Source organism: Paraburkholderia sp. PGU19 (assembly GCF_013426915.1).
In the GTDB taxonomy this organism is placed as follows: domain Bacteria; phylum Pseudomonadota; class Gammaproteobacteria; order Burkholderiales; family Burkholderiaceae; genus Paraburkholderia.
The window spans coordinates 2254519-2270839 of sequence record NZ_AP023180.1; the positions used below are offsets into that span (position 1 = coordinate 2254519).

Below are 16321 nucleotides of genomic sequence, written 5' to 3' on the forward strand. Positions count from 1 at the left end.
AACTGCGAGCAGTGACTGCGTGTCCTTAGTGGAAAATCAGATACAGAATCACAAGGACGATAAGCGGCACACCTAGCAACCAACCGATCAGATAAGGCATCTCCTTCTCCCTGTGCGACTGCCGAGACCAGGCGGTCGTCGTACACAGCGCTTGTGGCGATCATTGATGCAAGCGATATGCCACTGCGCCCGAATTGCAGCGCAGCATGCGCATTGGCACACGCTAAAGCCTTGTCGCAGCACGCATTACATGCCTTTTGACGGCATGCGCTTATTGCACTTCACATAGGCTTTGCGACCGCTTTGCACGGGTCAGCACTGCGCGAATTGCCGCTTCTTCGCAATCTTTTCAGCCGGTCGTTCCCGCTCATTCAATGCGGCGAAATTCAGAACGCGCACTAATATGAACTTTGACGGGATCGACTGACGCTTGTCGAACCGGGCAAACGCGGGCTTATGACGCGACGTGACGCGGGTATTCGAATGCGCCATTTCAGTTGAGCCGCGGCTGGTGCGTTTTACTGGTGTCCATGCTGGATTCCTCTGAGAGATGCCATGCTGAAGCGTCGAACCTTCCTGCTGGGCGGCGTGGGCTTAGCCGGCGCACTGGTGGTCGGATGGTCGGCGCTGCCGCCGCGTCAGCGGCTCGTCGCGTCGGAACCGTTGCCGGTGCGTCCCGGCGAAGCGGCGCTCAATGGCTACGTGAAGATCGCCGCCGACAACACCATCACGGTCCTCATGTGCAGAACGGAGATGGGGCAGGGCGTGCATACGGGGCTCGCGATGCTCGTCGCGGAAGAAATGGACGCGAACTGGGCGGACATCCGCGTCGCCAATGCGCCGCTCGACCAGATCTATAACAACGTCGAAAGCGTGATCGGCGATCTGCCGTTTCGTCCCGACGACGACAGCGTCGTCAAGGAACTCGCGGTCTGGCTCACGCGCAAGCTCGCACGCGACTTCGGCACCGTGATGACAGGCGGTTCGTCGACCATCAACGACCTGTGGCAACCGATGCGCGAAGCAGGCGCGTGCGCGCGGACCATGCTGATCGCGGCGGCAGCCGAACGCTGGAGCGTGAAAGCGGCCGATTGCCGGATCGAAAAGGGCATCGTGGTGCACGACGCGGGACATCGCGCATCGTTCGGGCAACTCGCGATGGAGGCCGCGCGCCAGTCGCTGCCGCGCAACCCCGTGCTGAAAGATCCCGCCACGTTCCAACTGATCGGCAAGCCGCTGACGCGCATCGAAGCCGCTTCGAAGATGGACGGCAGCGCGATCTTCGGCATCGACGTCGTGCCCGATGGCCTGCTCTACGCGAGCATCAAGATGTGCCCGACGCTCGGCGGCACGGTCCGGGATTTCGACGGCGCGGCGGCAGCGGCGTTGCCCGGCGTGCGCAAGGTCCTGGCCGTCGATGCGTACAACGGCGGCACGGGGGGCGTCGCGGTGATCGCAGACAATCTGTTCATCGCGATGAACGCGCTCGACGTGCTGACGATCCACTGGAACGATGGGCCGACCAAAGGGCTGACCAACGCAGAGGTCGACGCGCGCCTCGTGCAGGCGCTCGACGAGAGCGAAGGCCACGCATGGTATCGCCACGGCGACGTCGAAGATGCGTTGAACCGTGCCACGCATACGTGGAAGGCAACATATCGCGCGCCCTATCTCGCGCACGCGCCGCTGGAACCCGTCAATTGCACGGCGCAGGTGAAAGACGGCAAGGCGACGGTATGGGCGGCGACCCAGGTGCCCGCTGTCGCGCGCATGCATGTCGCGCGGGTGCTCGGCATCGGCACGGACGATGTCGATTTGCAGCAGCAGATGCCGGGCGGCGCGTTTGGACGCAGGCTCGAAGTCGACTTCATCGCCCAGTCGGTCGCGATCGCACGCGAAGCGGGCGGGCGTCCTGTGCAAACGCTCTGGACGCGTCAGGAGGACATGCAACACGACTTCTATCGTCCCGCGTGCCTGTCGCGCTTCAGGGCGGGACTCGATGAACAGGGACAGCTGATTGCGTGGCATAACACGTCGGTGAGCCAGTCGGTCGTCGCGAAGTGGCTGGCCCGCAACTATCGCATTCCCGATCTCGGCCTCAACCTGGACAAGACCGTTTCCGAAGGCGCGTTCGATCAGCCTTATGAAATGCCGAATGTGTGGATCGGGCAACGCGTGATCGAATTGCCGATGCCCGTCGGCTTTTTTCGCTCGGTCGGGCATTCGCATCAGGCGTTCTTTATCGAGAGCTTTATCGACGAACTCGCTGCGTTGGCGCACAAGGACCCGATTGCATTTCGCGCGAGTCTGCTGAGGCGGCATCCGCGTCATCTCGCCGTGTTGCAGAAAGTGGCCAGCATGTCGGGTTGGCGAGCGCCCGCCGTATGGTCGGAAAAAGGCGTCAAGCATGCGCGCGGGGTCGCGCTTCATGAAGCATTCGGCAGCGTGGTCGGGCAAGTTGCGGATGTGTCGCTCGAAACAGGCAACACCGTGAAGGTCGATCACGTCTACTGCGCGATCGATTGCGGCTTGCCGGTGAATCCGAATCTGATCCGTCAGCAGGTGGAAGGCGCGATCGTGTTCGGGCTTTCCGCTGCGTTCAAGGAAGAAATCACACTCTGCAACGGCGCAGTCGTAGAGGGCCTGTATAGCCAGTTCGACGTGGTGCGGATGGACGAGTGCCCCGACATATCCGTCGAGATCATGCCGTCGAGAATCCATCCGCAAGGCGTCGGCGAGTCCGCGGTGCCGCCTGTCGCGCCTGCCGTCGCGAATGCGCTATTCGCGCTGACGGGCACGCGCAGCTACGCGTTGCCGCTGAACATGAAGCTGTATTCCGGGGGCGCAACATGCTGAAGCTGAACATCAACGGCAAGACAGTCGAGGTGCACTCCGATCCCGCGACACCGTTGCTTTGGGTCTTGCGTTGCGAACTGAAAATGACAGGGACGAAGTTCGGCTGCGGTGTCGGCGTATGCGGCGCGTGCACCGTGCACGTCGGTAAAGAGGCGAAGACCTCGTGTCAGGAAAAGCTCTCGGATATCGGCGCAGACCGCATCACGACGATTGAAGGTCTGCAAGGGACGCAAGCGCGTGCGCTGAAAGAAGCGTGGACGCATGTCGATGTCGTGCAATGCGGTTATTGCCAGAGCGCGCAGTTGATGGCCGCAAGCGCGCTCATACAGCGCAATCCGACGCCGAGCGTGAAGGAAATAGACTGCGCGATGCACGGCATCATCTGCCGCTGCGGCACCTATCCGCGCATCAGGCAGGCAATTCTCGAAGCGACGGGGCAAGCCAGGCGGACCTGACGCCACCCCGTCCGGCACGATTGAACGGCCTAGTTGTTCCCATGCGAGTACAGCGTCAGCTTGTTGCTGACCGACGTGACGCCAGCCACGCCTTTGGCCACTTCCGTCGCCTGCGGAATCTGCGATCCATCGGGGACGCTGCCCGATAACACCACCGCGCCGCCGCGCGCTTTCACGAAGACGTTCGATACGTTGAAGCCCGGTGCCTTCGACAACGCCTTGCGCACATCGCGGCCGAGCTTCTTGTCGGCAGGTGTCGCCTTTTTCGAAGGTGCCGCCGGCGTAGAGGCCATCGACATCGAATCGCTGGCTTGCGCGTACACGTTCGACGTCAGTGTGACGCAACCGATGACGGCGAGCAGCCTCAGGACATTGCGAAACTTCATAGTTGCTTCTCCTTGTTTGCTTGTGGGACCGCTCAGTAAAGATAAGCCAACAATCCGCTTCCACCAAAGCTGCGTTTGCTTTCTCAGGGAAAACCCGCATCCATCTACTATCTCGAATTTAGATAACGCTTATTCACGCTATTGCATTGCTCGATAGAGGCGCCGACGGCACACTTTGACCCACATCAAAGACACGCACCACGCATTTAGGAGACACACATGCGTACTCAAGTCGGCATCATCGGCGCCGGTCCTGCTGGACTGCTTCTTTCCCATCTTCTCCATCTGCAAGGTATCGATTCCGTCGTGCTCGAATCGCGCGGCCGCGAGCAGATCGAATCGACGATACGCGCAGGCGTGCTCGAACAGGGCACGATGGATCTGCTCACGGAAACAGGCGTGGGCGAGCGCATGAAAGCAGAAGGCGCGCTGCATCATGGTTTCGAACTCGCATTCGAAGGCAAGCGCCGCCGTATCGATCTCACCGACCTCACGGGCAAAGCGATTACGGTGTATGCACAGCACGAAGTCATCAAGGATCTCGTCGCGGCACGGGTGGCGGCGCAAGGCGCGCTGAAATTCGAAGTGTCGGACGTGTCGCTGCACGGTATCGACGGCACGACGCCCACTATTCGCTATCGCCATCAAGGCGAGGCGCACGAGCTGCAATGCGATTTCATCATTGGCTGCGACGGCTCTCAGGGCATTTCGCGCAATGCGATACCCGAAGCACTGCGCCGCGATTATCAGCGCGTGTATCCGTTCGGCTGGTTCGGCATTCTGGTCGAAGCACCGCCTTCATCGGATGAATTGATCTATGCACGCCATGAGCGCGGTTTTGCACTCGTCAGCACCCGTTCGCCGAATGTGCAGCGCATGTACTTCCAATGCGATCCGAAAGATACCGCCGACAACTGGTCGGATGATCGAATCTGGGCTGAAATGCATGCGCGCGTCGACTCCGACGACGGCCACAAGGTTGTAGAAGGCAAGATCTTCCAGAAGAACATTGTGGGCATGCGCAGCTTCGTATCGACGACGATGCAGCACGGCCGCCTGTTCCTTGCGGGCGACGCCGCGCATATCGTGCCGCCCACAGGCGCCAAAGGCCTGAATCTGGCCGTTTCCGACGTGCGCATTCTGTCCGACGCATTGCGCGCGTTCTACAAGGAAGACCGCAACGACTTGCTCAATAGCTATAGCGAAACGGCGCTCAAGCGCATCTGGCGCGCAGAACATTTCTCGTACTGGATGACGCGCATGATGCACCGTCTCGACGATGCGTCGCCGTTCGAACAGCAATTGCAGGTCGCGGAACTCGAGCACGTGACGACCTCGCGCAGCGCGGCGATTTCGATGGCTGAGAACTATGTCGGCGCGGTGCCGGTATAACTGGCACACAGTCAGTTCAATGACAGATCGGTGTGCGCGGCAGCTTGAAATTCTTTCGGTGTCGCGCCCGTCTGCTTGCGAAAATAACGGCTGAAATACGCCGCGTCCTCAAAACCGAGCGCGTGCGCGATCTGCTTGATCGTCAGGCCCGAATAGACGAGATCGCGCTGTGCTTCGCGTATCAGATGTTCATTCACGAGCGACATCGGCGAATGGCCGAGTTCGTCGCGGCAAATGCGGCTTAGCTGCGCTGTCGTAATGCCGAGCTTTTCCGCGTAGAACTCGACAGTCCGATGCTCGCGGAAATGCGCGGCAACCAGTTCGCGAAAGCGCCTGATCTGCCCGCTTCGACGGTCGGCCACGGCGCTCGTCGCGGGCATCGCCGCCGCATCGCCCAATCTTGCCACTTGCACGAAAAGTGCAATCATCAATGACATGCCCGCAGCGATATGGCCGCGTGCATTGCCGCGGTATTCCTGTTCGAGCAGCGTAAAAAGCGGCATCAATGTGTCGTCGCCCGCTGACGCCTTCACGGGAATCACGGCAGCGCGCTGAAATACGGGCAGCAGACCCGGCGACACCGCCTTCGAAATCGACTCCAGCGCACGTTGCGCAGCCGTAATCACCAGCCCGTCGATATCGGGCGAAAACACGAAACCATGCACGGTTTGCGCGGGCAAAACGACGACGCACGGCGGCGCGAGCGCGTGTTTCTCGCTTTCGATCACGACATGCCCGCTGCCGCTGCGAATGTACAGAACCTGCAGCAACGCGTCATGCCGATGCGCGGCGATATGCCAGTCGTTGGGCCGGCTGCGCTCGGCAATCCACTCGAAATTGAAGGCGTCGAACCACGGCGGCCGCGCGGATTCGCCGTACAAATCGTAGTTAGGGATTTTCCTCATGCTTTTTCCTTTGCCGTGTACGGATTGTCCTGCGATGCGTGCTCTTTGTCCAATCTCGACGAGCGGCGCGTCCCTATACTTTTCTCCATGAATCGAGCGAACCATTTCGGGGTTCGTCGATAAAGAACAGTACATGGAGATTGGGATGACTAAACAAAATGGCGCTGAATGGCTCGCTCTGAATGACAAGGTCTGTGTCGTCACGGGCGCAGCGGGCGGCATAGGCAGTGCGATTGCGAAAGTGCTCGGAGAAAACGGCGCGCGTCTCGCATTGCTGGACCGTGAAGCAGGCAAGTGCGAAGACCTCGCGCAGACGCTCGGCGCGAACGGCATCGAAGCGTTTGCATTCGCGTGCGATATCGGCGACGCGAAAAGCGTCGAAGCGGCAGCGGCAAGTGTCGAAGCAAAACTCGGCGCTGCGGATGTGCTCGTCAACAATGCGGGCCTGTTGCGGCCGGGCGGCATCGAGGACATCGCGCTCGATGCATGGAACGCGATGCTGCAAGTCAATCTCACCGGCTACATGCTGTGCTCGCAGGCGTTCGGCCGCGCGATGTTACGCAAGGGCGCGGGCAGCATCGTGCACGTTGCGTCGGTGGCTGCGCATCATCCGCAGACCTGGAGCGGTGCTTATAGCCCCGGCAAAGCAGCCGTGACGATGCTGTCGAAGCAGATCGCGGCCGAGTGGGGACCGCGCGGTGTGCGCAGCAACGCGGTTTGTCCGGGGATGATCCGTACGCCGTTGTCGGCGTCTTTCTACGCGCAAGGCGATGTCGAACAGCGCCGCAGCGCGATGACGGCGAACCGCCGCATCGGTGAGCCGGTCGATATCGCCGAAGTGGTCGCCTTTCTTGCGAGCCCTCGGGCGGGCTATGTGAACGGCACGGAACTCGTCGTCGACGGTGGACTGGAATGCATGCTGATGGATCTGGTGCCGCGACCCGGTTATGACGCAAAGGCCAACCCGGCGCGCTAGAGACCAAAAGACATTCGGCAGGAGACAGTCATCATGAGTTCCAACACCCATTCACCCGCGCCGCTGACGTGCGATGTACTCGTCATCGGTTCGGGCGCAGGCGGATTATCGACGGCGATCACGGCGCGCAAGCACGGGCTCGATGTCGTCGTGATCGAGAAGGAAGCGTACTTCGGCGGCACGACGGCGTTTTCGGGCGGCGTGCTGTGGATACCGGGCAACCGGCACGCGCGCGCGAACGGTGTCAACGACACACGCGAGGCGGCGAAGACTTATATGCGCAACGAAACAGGCGCGTTCTACGACGAAGCGGCCGTCGATGCATTCCTCGACACCGGCCCGCAAATGCTCGATTTCTTCGAGCGCGAAACGGAAGTCAAATTCGTACCGACGCTTTATCCCGACTATCACCCGGATGTGCAAGGCGGCGTCGATATCGGCCGCTCGGTGGTCGCGGCACCCTATGACGCGCGAGGGCTTGGCGATGACATTACACGTTTGCGTCCGCCGCTGAAGACGATCACGTTCATCGGCATGATGTTCAATTCGTCGAATGCCGATCTCAAGCATTTCTTCAACGCGACGCGCTCGATCAAGTCCGCCGTCTATGTGGCGAAGCGCCTGGCGAGCCATCTGAAGGATCTCGCGCTTTACCGGCGCGGCGTGCAGATCACGAGCGGCAATGCGCTTGCGGCGCGGCTCGCGAAAACGGCGCTTTCGTTGGGTATTCCGATTCACACGAATACGGCTGCGCAAGAACTCACGCTCTCGGACAAGCGCGTGACGGGCGCGGTCGTCAAAGGTCCGCAGGGCGAGATGCGTATCGCTGCACGGCGTGGCGTCGTGCTTGCATGCGGCGGATTTTCGCACGATATCGCGCGCATTGCCAAAGCGTATCCGCATGTGAAGCGCGGCGGCGAGCATTGTTCGCCGGTGCCGAAGGGCAACACGGGCGACGGCGCGCGCATGGCCGAAAGCGTCGGCGCTCAGGTGCCCATACGTTATCCGCAACCCGCTGCGTGGATGCCCGTATCGCGCGTGCCGATGCGCGACGGTACGTTCGGTGTGTTTCCGCATCTTCTGGATCGCTACAAGCCGGGCATTATCGGCGTGACGCGCAAAGGCAAGCGCTTTACGAATGAAGCGAATTCTTATCACGACGTCGGCGCGGCGATGATCGAGGCATGTCGCGGCGAAAAGGACACGGCGATGTGGCTGATCTGCGATCACGCGACCATTCGCAAGTACGGGCTTGGTTACGCAAAGCCGGCACCGGTGCCATTGGGGTCGCTGCTGCGCAATGGCTATCTCGTCAAAGGGCGCACGCTTGGCGAACTTGCACGACGTGCGGGTATCGACGCCAAAGCGCTCGACACCACGGTACGCACCTACAACGAAAGCGCAGTGCGTGGCGAAGACCCCGAGTTCGGGCGCGGTTCGACATCATTCAACCGCTATCTCGCCGATCCCGAATGCAAGCCCAATCCCTGCGTCGCGCCAATCGGCAACGGCCCTTACTACGCGCTCAAGGTCGTGATGGGCGACCTGGGAACCTTCGACGGCATCACGACGGCTGTCACGGGAGAGGTGCTGGATGCACGTGGTGTCGTCATCGACGGGCTGTACGCAGTCGGCAACGATCGCGCGAGCGTGATGGGCGGCAACTATCCAGGCGCGGGCATCACGCTCGGCCCGATCATGACATTCGGCTACATCACGGGACGACGCCTTGCGGGTATCGCGGATCACGCGGCGAACGCGCAACAGAAGCGGCAATCTGAAACGGCATAGAGGACAGAACCATGAGTAGCGGCAAACCTTTTATCGATCACCGCATCTACACGATCCGGCCACGCGGCATGGCGGAATTCATCGAAGTATTCGATCGTCTCGCGATGCCTATTCAATTGAAGTACCTCGGCGCGCCGGTCGGTTTCTATATGAGCGATATCGGCGCACTCAACCAGGTCGTGCATCTGTGGGGCTACGAGAGCATCGGCGATTACGACCAGCGCCGCACCGCACGCGACGCGGACCCGGAATGGCCCGCTTATTTGCAGGCATCGGCGCATCTGATCGTCGCGCAGGAAAGCAGGATTATCCGGCGCGTCGAATTCAGAAGCCTTACTGCGTTGCGATAGAAGAAAAAGAACAGGCAGCGACATCACATATATGCGCGAGAAGCATCAGACGCATTCAAGGAGACACGCAATGCAGCAGCCCAAACACACGGTCGATGTGCAGAACTTCATTGACAGCCAACGCTTTTCGCCTTTTCAATGGACGATACTTGTCCTCTGTTTCCTGGTCGTCGCGGCCGATGGCTTCGATACGGCCGCAGTTGGTTTCATCGCACCTTCGCTGGTGCAGGACTGGGGCGTTGCCCGCAGCGCGCTAGGGCCCGCGATGAGCGCCGCGCTCGTCGGTCTGGGCATCGGCGCATTGGGTGCGGGGCCGATTGCCGATCGCGTTGGACGCAAAACGGTGCTGGTTTTGTCGGTGTTTTTCTTTGGCCTATGGAGCCTCGCTGCGGCACGCGCGGATTCGATTGAATCGTTGACGGCACTGCGCTTCATGACGGGACTTGGACTCGGCGCTGCGATGCCCAATGCGGTCACGTTGATGTCCGAATACGCGCCGTCCCGCATTCGCGCCGTCGCCGTGAATGCGATGTTCTGCGGCTTTTCGTGCGGCCTTGCGATTGGCGGTATCGCGTCCGCGTGGCTCATTCCGCATTTCGGCTGGCATAGCGTGCTCGTAGCAGGCGGTGTTGGACCGATCGTGTTGACGCTCGTGCTCATCATGCTGCTGCCTGAATCTGCGCAATTCATGGTGACGAGGAAGCGCGGCGACGCGCGTATCGCAAAGGTTCTTTCGCGTATCGCCAAAGACGCGCGCCTCGGTGAATGCAGGTTCGTTACGGGTGAGCAGGTGGCGGAGCATCGCGGGTCTGCATTGCGTGTGGTGCTCTCGTCGCGTTTCCGCTTTGGCACGCTGATGCTGTGGCTCGCCTATTTCATGGGACTGTTGATCTATTACCTGCTGACCAACTGGTTGCCCACGCTTTTCAAGGACACTGGGTTTTCGGGGCAAAACGCGGCGTTGATGACTTCGCTGTTTCCGCTTGGTGGTGTGCTCGGGAATCTGAGTGTCGGCTGGTTGATGGACCGGTTCAGGGCGAATCGCGTGATTGCGTGTACGTATGTCATGGCGGCCGTGCTGGTTATGCTTGTGGGGCACGGTCTTGGACACCAGGTGTGGCTCGGTACGCTCATTTTTCTGACGGGCACGGTTGTGACGTCGGCTGTTACGTCGATGTCTGCGCTTGCTGCGAGCTTCTATCCGACTGAAGGACGTGCTACGGGTGTGGCGTGGATGCTCGGTGTGGGGCGGATCGGTGGCGTGGCGGGCGCGCTCGTTGGCGCTGCGTTGATGGGGCTGGGCTGGCAGTTTGGATCGGTGTTTAGTTTGCTCGCGGTGCCTGCGATGATTGCTGCGTTAGGTGTCTTCGCCGTGGCAGGGCGTGTGCGGGTGTCGGGGATCGGAGCGGCCGATTTGACGCCAGCCGTGGAGTGAAGCGGTTTGCCATTGTGCTTTTTTGTTTGCGGTGGAATTTGCGTTATGGCTTCGTGGCGCGGCCGGTTTGGTTTTTTTGGGGTTTTCGCTGGCATCCGCGTTTTGTTAGCGTGCTTCACACGTCGCCCCTGTGCGGGGCGGCACCTACTTTTCTTTGCCGCCGCAAAGAAAAGTAGGCAAAAGAAAGCGGCTAACACCGCCAGCTCGTGTGCTTGCCTGAGGGCCCCCAAAGGTTCCTACGCCTCACACGGCAATCACGTGACCCATGTGCGTTGCCAGCGCTCTTGCGGTGCGCCTCACCCGCTTCACGCACCCGCGCTGCATCATGCCGTGTCAGGCATTCCACGGCCGCCCAGGTGGCAAACTGTGTGTAGGCCGTAGTGCTCCACACGCCTCACTCCGGACCGATAGCGCACGCGTCCCACCCTGTAAGAGCGCTAGCCTATACGCCGTGACAACCTACACACAGTTTGCCACCTGGGCGGCGCATACCATTCGCTGCCGCTCGGCCGAATACGGGTATTCGAAGCGGGTGAGGCGCTCATTCAAAGCGTTGGCAACGAACGCGAACAGAAATGCTGCCGTGTGAAGCGTAAGACCAGTTGGGGGCCCTCAGGCAAGAAGAAATGTTGGCGGTGTTAGCCGCTTTCTTTTGCCTAGGCAAAAGAAAGCGGCTCACACCGCCAGTTCTAGTTTTTGCCTGAGGGCCCCAACGGGTCTTACGCTTCACACGGCAATCACGTGACCCATGTTCGTTGCCAACGCTATTGCGGTGCGCCTCACCCGCTTCACGCACCCGCACTGCATCATGCCGTGCCAGCTATTCCACCGCCGCCCAGGTGGCAAACTGTGTGTCGGCCGTAGCGCCACACACGCCTCACTTCGAACCGATAGCGCACGCGCACCACCCTGTAAGGGCGCCACGCTATACGACGCGACAACCTACACACAGTTTGCCACCTGGGCGGCACATACCAGTCGCTGCCGCTTGCCTGTGCAAATGCATTCGAAGCGGGTGAGGCGTTTATTCAAAGCGTTGGCAACACGCGCCAGCAGCGCCGTTGCCATGTGAAGCGTAAGACCGTTTGGGGGCCCTCAGGCAGGAAGAAATGTTGGCGGTGTTAGCCGCTTTCTTTTGCCTACTTTTCTTTGCGGCGGCAAAGAAAAGTAGGTGCCGCCCCGCACAGGGGCGACGCGTGAAGCAGGCTAACGAATCGCGGATGCCAGCGCAAACACAAGCAAACCAAACAAGCCGCGCCACGAAGGCAAACCGCGAATGCCAGCGCAGAGGCAAACCGAACCGCATAGCGGACACCAGCAAAAAAGCCAAAAACGCCAACTGAGGCGTCGCAGACAAAAAAATCACTCGTGCAAACGTCGCTCCTCATACGGAGCCCCAGCCTCCGTCCCATCCCCCATACGATTGATCGTCCCCTGCGCGACAGCGACAAGCCGTTCCTTATCCCCATCGGTAACAAACACATTGCACTGACAGGTGGCCTGCTGCCGCCCCACATACACCACTTCCGCCCGCGCCATCAGCACACCCGTCATCGCGGGCCGCAGATAGTTGATCTTGTACTCGCCCGTCACAACGCGAGGCCCAAGCGCCAGCGCGCCAGCAAAAGTGAGCGCGTTATCGGCGAGATAACTGATCACGCCGCCATGCACGAAACCATGCTGTTGCCGCAATTCGTCGCGGATCGGCAGGCACAGCGTCAACTCATTCGCACCGACATACATCAGTTCGGTGCCGAGCAGCACGCTGAATGGCTGGGCGTGCAGTGCGCCACGCGCCCGGTCGAGTAGGTCTGTCATCGTCGTTCCTTCGGGCTTAACCCGCGTGGCGATGTCCCCACTCTAGGAAGCGCAAATGCAGCGCGTCAAGGGAATTCGAAGAATTGCACGGCAATTGTTGTGCAAATCGACGTAATCGCGTGCGTAAGCTTCCGAAATACTCACACATCAGGAATTTTGCGGGCGAACACTCAAGGCATTGCCCGACATTGCCGTAAACCCGGATGCACTCCCGTCCCTCTCAGCAATTCAGGTGTTTCGATGTTCAGCAAGATCAAAGTCGCTTCAGGCTTGTTATGCGTTTTGGCCGCTTTTTGTATTTTCCAGCTGGTGACGGAGGGGCTCGGATTCTGGTCGATGACCCGCACGCACGACGACGTCAACGATCTCTCGAACGTCGCGCTGCATCAGGTGAATGCCGTCAATGAGACGACGCAGCATCTGATGGACGCACGCATCAACCTGTCGCGCGCCGGCACGCGGATGGTGCGCGGCGGCGCGGAGCCAACCGACATCGTCCAGCACGCGCGCGAGCAGCTCACCGCCGCGGACCGCTCGTTCACGGCCTTCATGAACGCCCCGAAACTCAACGACGAAAACAACGCGCGCGCCGCCGCGCTCAACGAGAAGTACCAGAAGATTCACACTGCGCTCGGCGAACTCGCGCAATACCTCGACGCGGGCAACATTCAGGCGTTCCTCGATCAGCCGACCCAAGGCATGCAGGACGCGTATCTGACCGAGTTGCACAACTTCACGCAATTCGGCGACGCGACGGGCCGCGCATCGATGGATTCGATCGATGAACGTCAGACGCTGTTCCGTTCGGTTGGCCTCGTGATTCTCGCGCTGCTGCTGGCGGGGACGGGGGCGTTTACGTGGCATTGCGGCGCGGCGTCGTGGGTCCGCTGGAAGAGGCGGGCCGGCACTTCGAGCGCATCGCGCAAGGCCGCCTGAACCAGCCGATCGAAGCGCGCGGCACGAATGAAATCGGGCGTTTGTTCTCGGGCCTGTCGGTGATGCAGGCGAGCGTGGCGCGCACTGTGAAGACCGTGCGCGAAGCCGCCGATTCGATCTATATCGGCGCCGACGAAATTGCCACGGGCAATGCCGATCTGTCGGCGCGCACGGAGAATCAGGCTGCGTCGCTCGAAGAGACGGCGTCGAGCATGGAAGAGCTGACGGCGACGGTGCGCCAGAACGCCGACCACGCACGCGAAGCGAATGCGCTCGCGGAGACTGCACTCGATGCGACCTCGCATGGCAGTGAGGTCGTCAATCAGGTCGTCGCGAAGATGCACGGCATCGCCCAAAGCTCGGACCGTATTGCGGAGATCATCACGGTGATCGACGGGATCGCGTTCCAGACCAACATTCTCGCGTTGAACGCGGCCGTCGAAGCGGCGCGCGCGGGAGAGCAGGGACGCGGCTTTGCTGTTGTCGCGGGTGAGGTGCGCGGTCTCGCGCAGCGCAGCGCGCAGTCGGCGAAGGAGATCAAGCAACTGATCAGCGAGTCGGTCGCGGAGATTCAGGGCGGATCGGTGCTGGTCGAACGCGCGGGGGAGGCGATGCGCAATGTGTCGGAGTCGATCTCGCGTGTCACGCAGATGATGGCTGAGATTAGCGCTTCATCGCTCGAGCAGAGCACGGGTATCGAGCAGGTCAATCAGGCCGTCGTGCAGATGGATGAGATGACGCAGCAGAACGCGGCGCTCGTTGAGGAGGCTGCGGCTGCGGCTTCTTCGTTGCATCAGCAGACGCGGCAGATGAAGGATGCTGTGGCTGCGTTTGAGATTTCTGATGTGGTTTTGATTTCGCATCGCACGCGGGGGGGATTGGCGCCGGTGCTCGGCGGGCATGTTGTTGTTTGAACGCACGCGTTCGGGTTTTTTGGGGGGGCTTTGCGTTGGGCCACGCGTTAGCGGTTTTCGTGGCGCGTTCGGTTTGGTTTGCTCGTGTTGTCGCTGGCATCCGCGATTTGTTAGCGTGCTTCAGGCGTCGCCCCTGTGCGGGGCGGCGCCTACTTTTCTTTGCCGCCGCCAAAGAAAAGTAGGCAAAAGAAAGCGGCTCACACCGCCAGTTCTTGTGTTTGCCTGAGGGCCCCCAACCGGTCTTACGCCTCACACGGCAATCACGTGACCCATGCTCGTTGCCAGCGCTCTAAATGTACGCCTCACCCGCTTCACGCACCCGCGCCGCATCATGCCGTGCCAGCTATTCCACCGCCGCCCAGGTGGCAAACTGTGTGTAGGCCGTAGCACTCGAAACGCCTCACTCCGGACCGATAGCGCCCGCGTTCCACCCTGTAAGAGCGCTACCCTATACGACGCGACAACCTACACACAGTTTGCCACCTGGGCGGCACAAACCGTTCGCTGCCGCCGGCAAATGTGCGGGTGTGTGAAGCGGGTGAGGCGCACATTTAGAGCGTTGGCAACACGCGCGAACAAAGACGTTGCCGTGCGAAGCATAAGACCCGTTGGGGGCCCTCAGGCAAACACAAGAACTGGCGGTGTGAGCCGCTTTCTTTTGCCTACTTTTCTTTGCGGCGGCAAAGAAAAGTAGGTGCCGCCCCGCACAGGGGCGACGCCTGAAGCGCGAAGGCAAAACGCGGATGCCAGCGACAACACGAGCAAACCAAACCGAACGCGCCGCAAAGGCAAACCGCGGATGCCAGCGTAAAGTCCAAAACACCTAACGGCAACGCCCGCACCGCGAAGACGACGCACTCAACAAAACATCAAACCTCGGGCAACGCCAGATAAGCAGTAGCAAGATGATACGGCGTCGTCGAAGGCATCTCCGCCCGCGAGACCTCACCCGTTTGCGTCCTGCATTCAACCCAGCCACGCGCATTCAAAAACCGCGGCTGGAACCGCCCAATCTGCTGCGGCAACACTGCCCGCACCTCGGCATCATCATGCACAGCAAGCGCACGCAGATACTCCGTCTGCGCCCAGATCCGCTGAGTTGAATCCTCGACCCCACCCGCTTCATCGAGCGCCGCATGCACGCCGCCCGTCGCCGCATCGACGCCCCTTTCGTGCGCGAACAGAAACGCCCGCGCGAGCGCCTCGCGCAAACCCGACCCGGCGAGCAGATCGCCCGCCTGCCTCACGAGCCAGAACCATTCGAACTGATGCCCCGGCTCTAGCCGGTTATCCGCACTGCCCAAGGGCAATTCAGCGATACACCCCGTCGGCTGATGCACGAAAGTACGCGCAATGGCGTCACCGAGCCTGGCGAGCGCCGTATCGAACGCGGCGTCCTGAGTCGCGGCGCGCGCCGCGAGCCATGCCTCCGTCAGATGCATCAGCGGGTTTTGCAACGGCATGCCGTCCGTGCCCGAGAAGCCGGCATCGAGCGCAGCGTGTAGCAGGCCATCACGGGCAGCGAAGCGGTCCTCGATCAGCGACGACGCGCGATGCACGATGTCCAGTGCATCGCGGTTGCCCGAACGCGCGCCGTATTCGGCGCATGCGAACACAACGAACGCGTGGGTGTACAGGTCTTTGGTGGTGTCGAGCGGCACGCCTTGTGCGTCCACGCTATAGAACCATCCACCATGCGTGCTGTCCTGAAAGATACGGGTCAGCGATTCGAACAGACGCTGCGCATGCTCCATCTCGCCTGCCAGCGCGAAAACGAACAGCTGCCGCGCGCAGGCCATTGCGCGGTAACGCGTGACGGGAAGCGGTGTGCGGCCGTCGGTGGCGACGGCTTCGTACGGCAGTCCAAGGGCGGCGTTGAAACCCGGGCCTCGCCAGATCGGCAGGATGACGCGCGCGAAATGCTCGCGCAGCGCGGCTGCGAGCTCAGGCGTCGATGCAGTTGCATTCATGGTGCGGAAAGTCGAAAGGAATAAGAGGCGTACGCGCCGATGCAGCAGCATAAGGCAAACGGCACGCATCGGGCATCAGGACGCAGGCGCCGTAAGACTACGCCAAGGGCGGGGGCAAAGACAAAGGCAACCGGCGA

At 61.0% G+C, this 16321-nt stretch carries 11 protein-coding genes and 1 pseudogene; 8 read left to right on the forward strand and 4 right to left on the reverse strand.

The window, feature by feature from the left end; all coding sequences use genetic code 11:
* The first annotated feature begins 555 nt into the window (after positions 1 to 555).
* Entirely contained in the window at positions 556 to 2856 is a 2301-nt protein-coding gene (locus tag H1204_RS27810; RefSeq protein ID WP_180731696.1) for a molybdopterin cofactor-binding domain-containing protein, read from the forward strand.
* Positions 2850 to 3311, forward strand: a complete 462-nt coding sequence (locus H1204_RS27815; RefSeq protein WP_180731697.1) for a (2Fe-2S)-binding protein — start codon at positions 2850 to 2852, stop codon at positions 3309 to 3311. Before H1204_RS27810 ends, H1204_RS27815 begins: the two co-directional genes overlap by 7 nt.
* A gap of 29 nt (positions 3312 to 3340) precedes the next feature.
* Here the strand turns inward: H1204_RS27815 and H1204_RS27820 are convergent, their stop codons facing one another.
* Positions 3341 to 3697 carry a BON domain-containing protein gene (locus tag H1204_RS27820; protein ID WP_180731698.1) on the reverse strand — a complete coding sequence of 119 codons (357 nt, stop codon included), beginning with the start codon at positions 3695 to 3697 and terminating at the stop codon, positions 3341 to 3343.
* 219 nt (positions 3698 to 3916) lie between these two features.
* Here H1204_RS27820 and H1204_RS27825 point away from each other — a divergent pair, with 219 nt between their 5' ends.
* A complete protein-coding gene (locus tag H1204_RS27825) occupies positions 3917 to 5089 on the forward strand; it encodes a 4-hydroxybenzoate 3-monooxygenase (protein WP_180731699.1) in 1173 nt (390 codons plus the stop codon).
* 11 nt (positions 5090 to 5100) lie between these two features.
* Here H1204_RS27825 and H1204_RS27830 read toward each other — a convergent pair whose 3' ends face one another.
* A complete protein-coding gene (locus H1204_RS27830; RefSeq protein ID WP_180731700.1) occupies positions 5101 to 5994 on the reverse strand; it encodes a helix-turn-helix domain-containing protein in 894 nt (297 codons plus the stop codon).
* 145 nt (positions 5995 to 6139) lie between these two features.
* Between H1204_RS27830 and H1204_RS27835 the strand changes: the two genes are divergently transcribed.
* The 4 genes from H1204_RS27835 (at position 6140) to H1204_RS27850 (ending at position 10546) form a co-directional block, all read left to right on the forward strand.
* Positions 6140 to 6970, forward strand: a complete 831-nt coding sequence (locus tag H1204_RS27835) for an SDR family oxidoreductase (RefSeq protein ID WP_180731701.1) — start codon at positions 6140 to 6142, stop codon at positions 6968 to 6970.
* Positions 6971 to 7003: 33 nt separating this feature from the next.
* On the forward strand, positions 7004 to 8761 hold the full coding sequence (locus H1204_RS27840; RefSeq protein WP_180731702.1) for an FAD-dependent oxidoreductase: 1758 nt from the start codon (positions 7004 to 7006) through the stop codon (positions 8759 to 8761).
* A gap of 11 nt (positions 8762 to 8772) precedes the next feature.
* Positions 8773 to 9111: an NIPSNAP family protein gene (locus H1204_RS27845; protein ID WP_007586401.1), complete on the forward strand. Its 339-nt coding sequence runs from the start codon at positions 8773 to 8775 to the stop codon at positions 9109 to 9111.
* Positions 9112 to 9181: 70 nt separating this feature from the next.
* Positions 9182 to 10546 carry an aromatic acid/H+ symport family MFS transporter gene (locus H1204_RS27850; RefSeq protein ID WP_180731703.1) on the forward strand — a complete coding sequence of 455 codons (1365 nt, stop codon included), beginning with the start codon at positions 9182 to 9184 and terminating at the stop codon, positions 10544 to 10546.
* 1362 nt (positions 10547 to 11908) lie between these two features.
* Here H1204_RS27850 and H1204_RS27855 read toward each other — a convergent pair.
* Complete coding sequence (locus H1204_RS27855) at positions 11909 to 12364, reverse strand: PaaI family thioesterase (RefSeq protein WP_180731704.1); 456 nt, start codon at positions 12362 to 12364, stop codon at positions 11909 to 11911.
* A 240-nt stretch (positions 12365 to 12604) separates the two neighbouring features.
* Here H1204_RS27855 and H1204_RS27860 point away from each other — a divergent pair.
* Positions 12605 to 14214 (forward strand): annotated as a pseudogene (locus H1204_RS27860) (methyl-accepting chemotaxis protein).
* Positions 14215 to 15083: 869 nt separating this feature from the next.
* Here the strand turns inward: H1204_RS27860 and H1204_RS27865 are convergent.
* Complete coding sequence (locus H1204_RS27865) at positions 15084 to 16184, reverse strand: AGE family epimerase/isomerase (RefSeq protein WP_180731705.1); 1101 nt, start codon at positions 16182 to 16184, stop codon at positions 15084 to 15086.
* Between the last annotated feature and the right edge of the window lie 137 nt (positions 16185 to 16321).

Bases quoted from the DNA above. Each gene is read 5' to 3' on its own strand.
- H1204_RS27810 (WP_180731696.1), top strand. From the start codon at position 556: ATGCTGAAGCGTCGAACCTTCCTGCTGGGCGGCGTGGGCTTAGCCGGC.
- H1204_RS27815 (WP_180731697.1), top strand. From the start codon at position 2,850: ATGCTGAAGCTGAACATCAACGGCAAGACAGTCGAGGTGCACTCCGAT.
- H1204_RS27820 (WP_180731698.1), bottom strand. From the start codon at position 3,697: ATGAAGTTTCGCAATGTCCTGAGGCTGCTCGCCGTCATCGGTTGCGTC.
- H1204_RS27825 (WP_180731699.1), top strand. From the start codon at position 3,917: ATGCGTACTCAAGTCGGCATCATCGGCGCCGGTCCTGCTGGACTGCTT.
- H1204_RS27830 (WP_180731700.1), bottom strand. From the start codon at position 5,994: ATGAGGAAAATCCCTAACTACGATTTGTACGGCGAATCCGCGCGGCCG.
- H1204_RS27835 (WP_180731701.1), top strand. From the start codon at position 6,140: ATGACTAAACAAAATGGCGCTGAATGGCTCGCTCTGAATGACAAGGTC.
- H1204_RS27840 (WP_180731702.1), top strand. From the start codon at position 7,004: ATGAGTTCCAACACCCATTCACCCGCGCCGCTGACGTGCGATGTACTC.
- H1204_RS27845 (WP_007586401.1), top strand. From the start codon at position 8,773: ATGAGTAGCGGCAAACCTTTTATCGATCACCGCATCTACACGATCCGG.
- H1204_RS27850 (WP_180731703.1), top strand. From the start codon at position 9,182: ATGCAGCAGCCCAAACACACGGTCGATGTGCAGAACTTCATTGACAGC.
- H1204_RS27855 (WP_180731704.1), bottom strand. From the start codon at position 12,364: ATGACAGACCTACTCGACCGGGCGCGTGGCGCACTGCACGCCCAGCCA.
- H1204_RS27865 (WP_180731705.1), bottom strand. From the start codon at position 16,184: ATGAATGCAACTGCATCGACGCCTGAGCTCGCAGCCGCGCTGCGCGAG.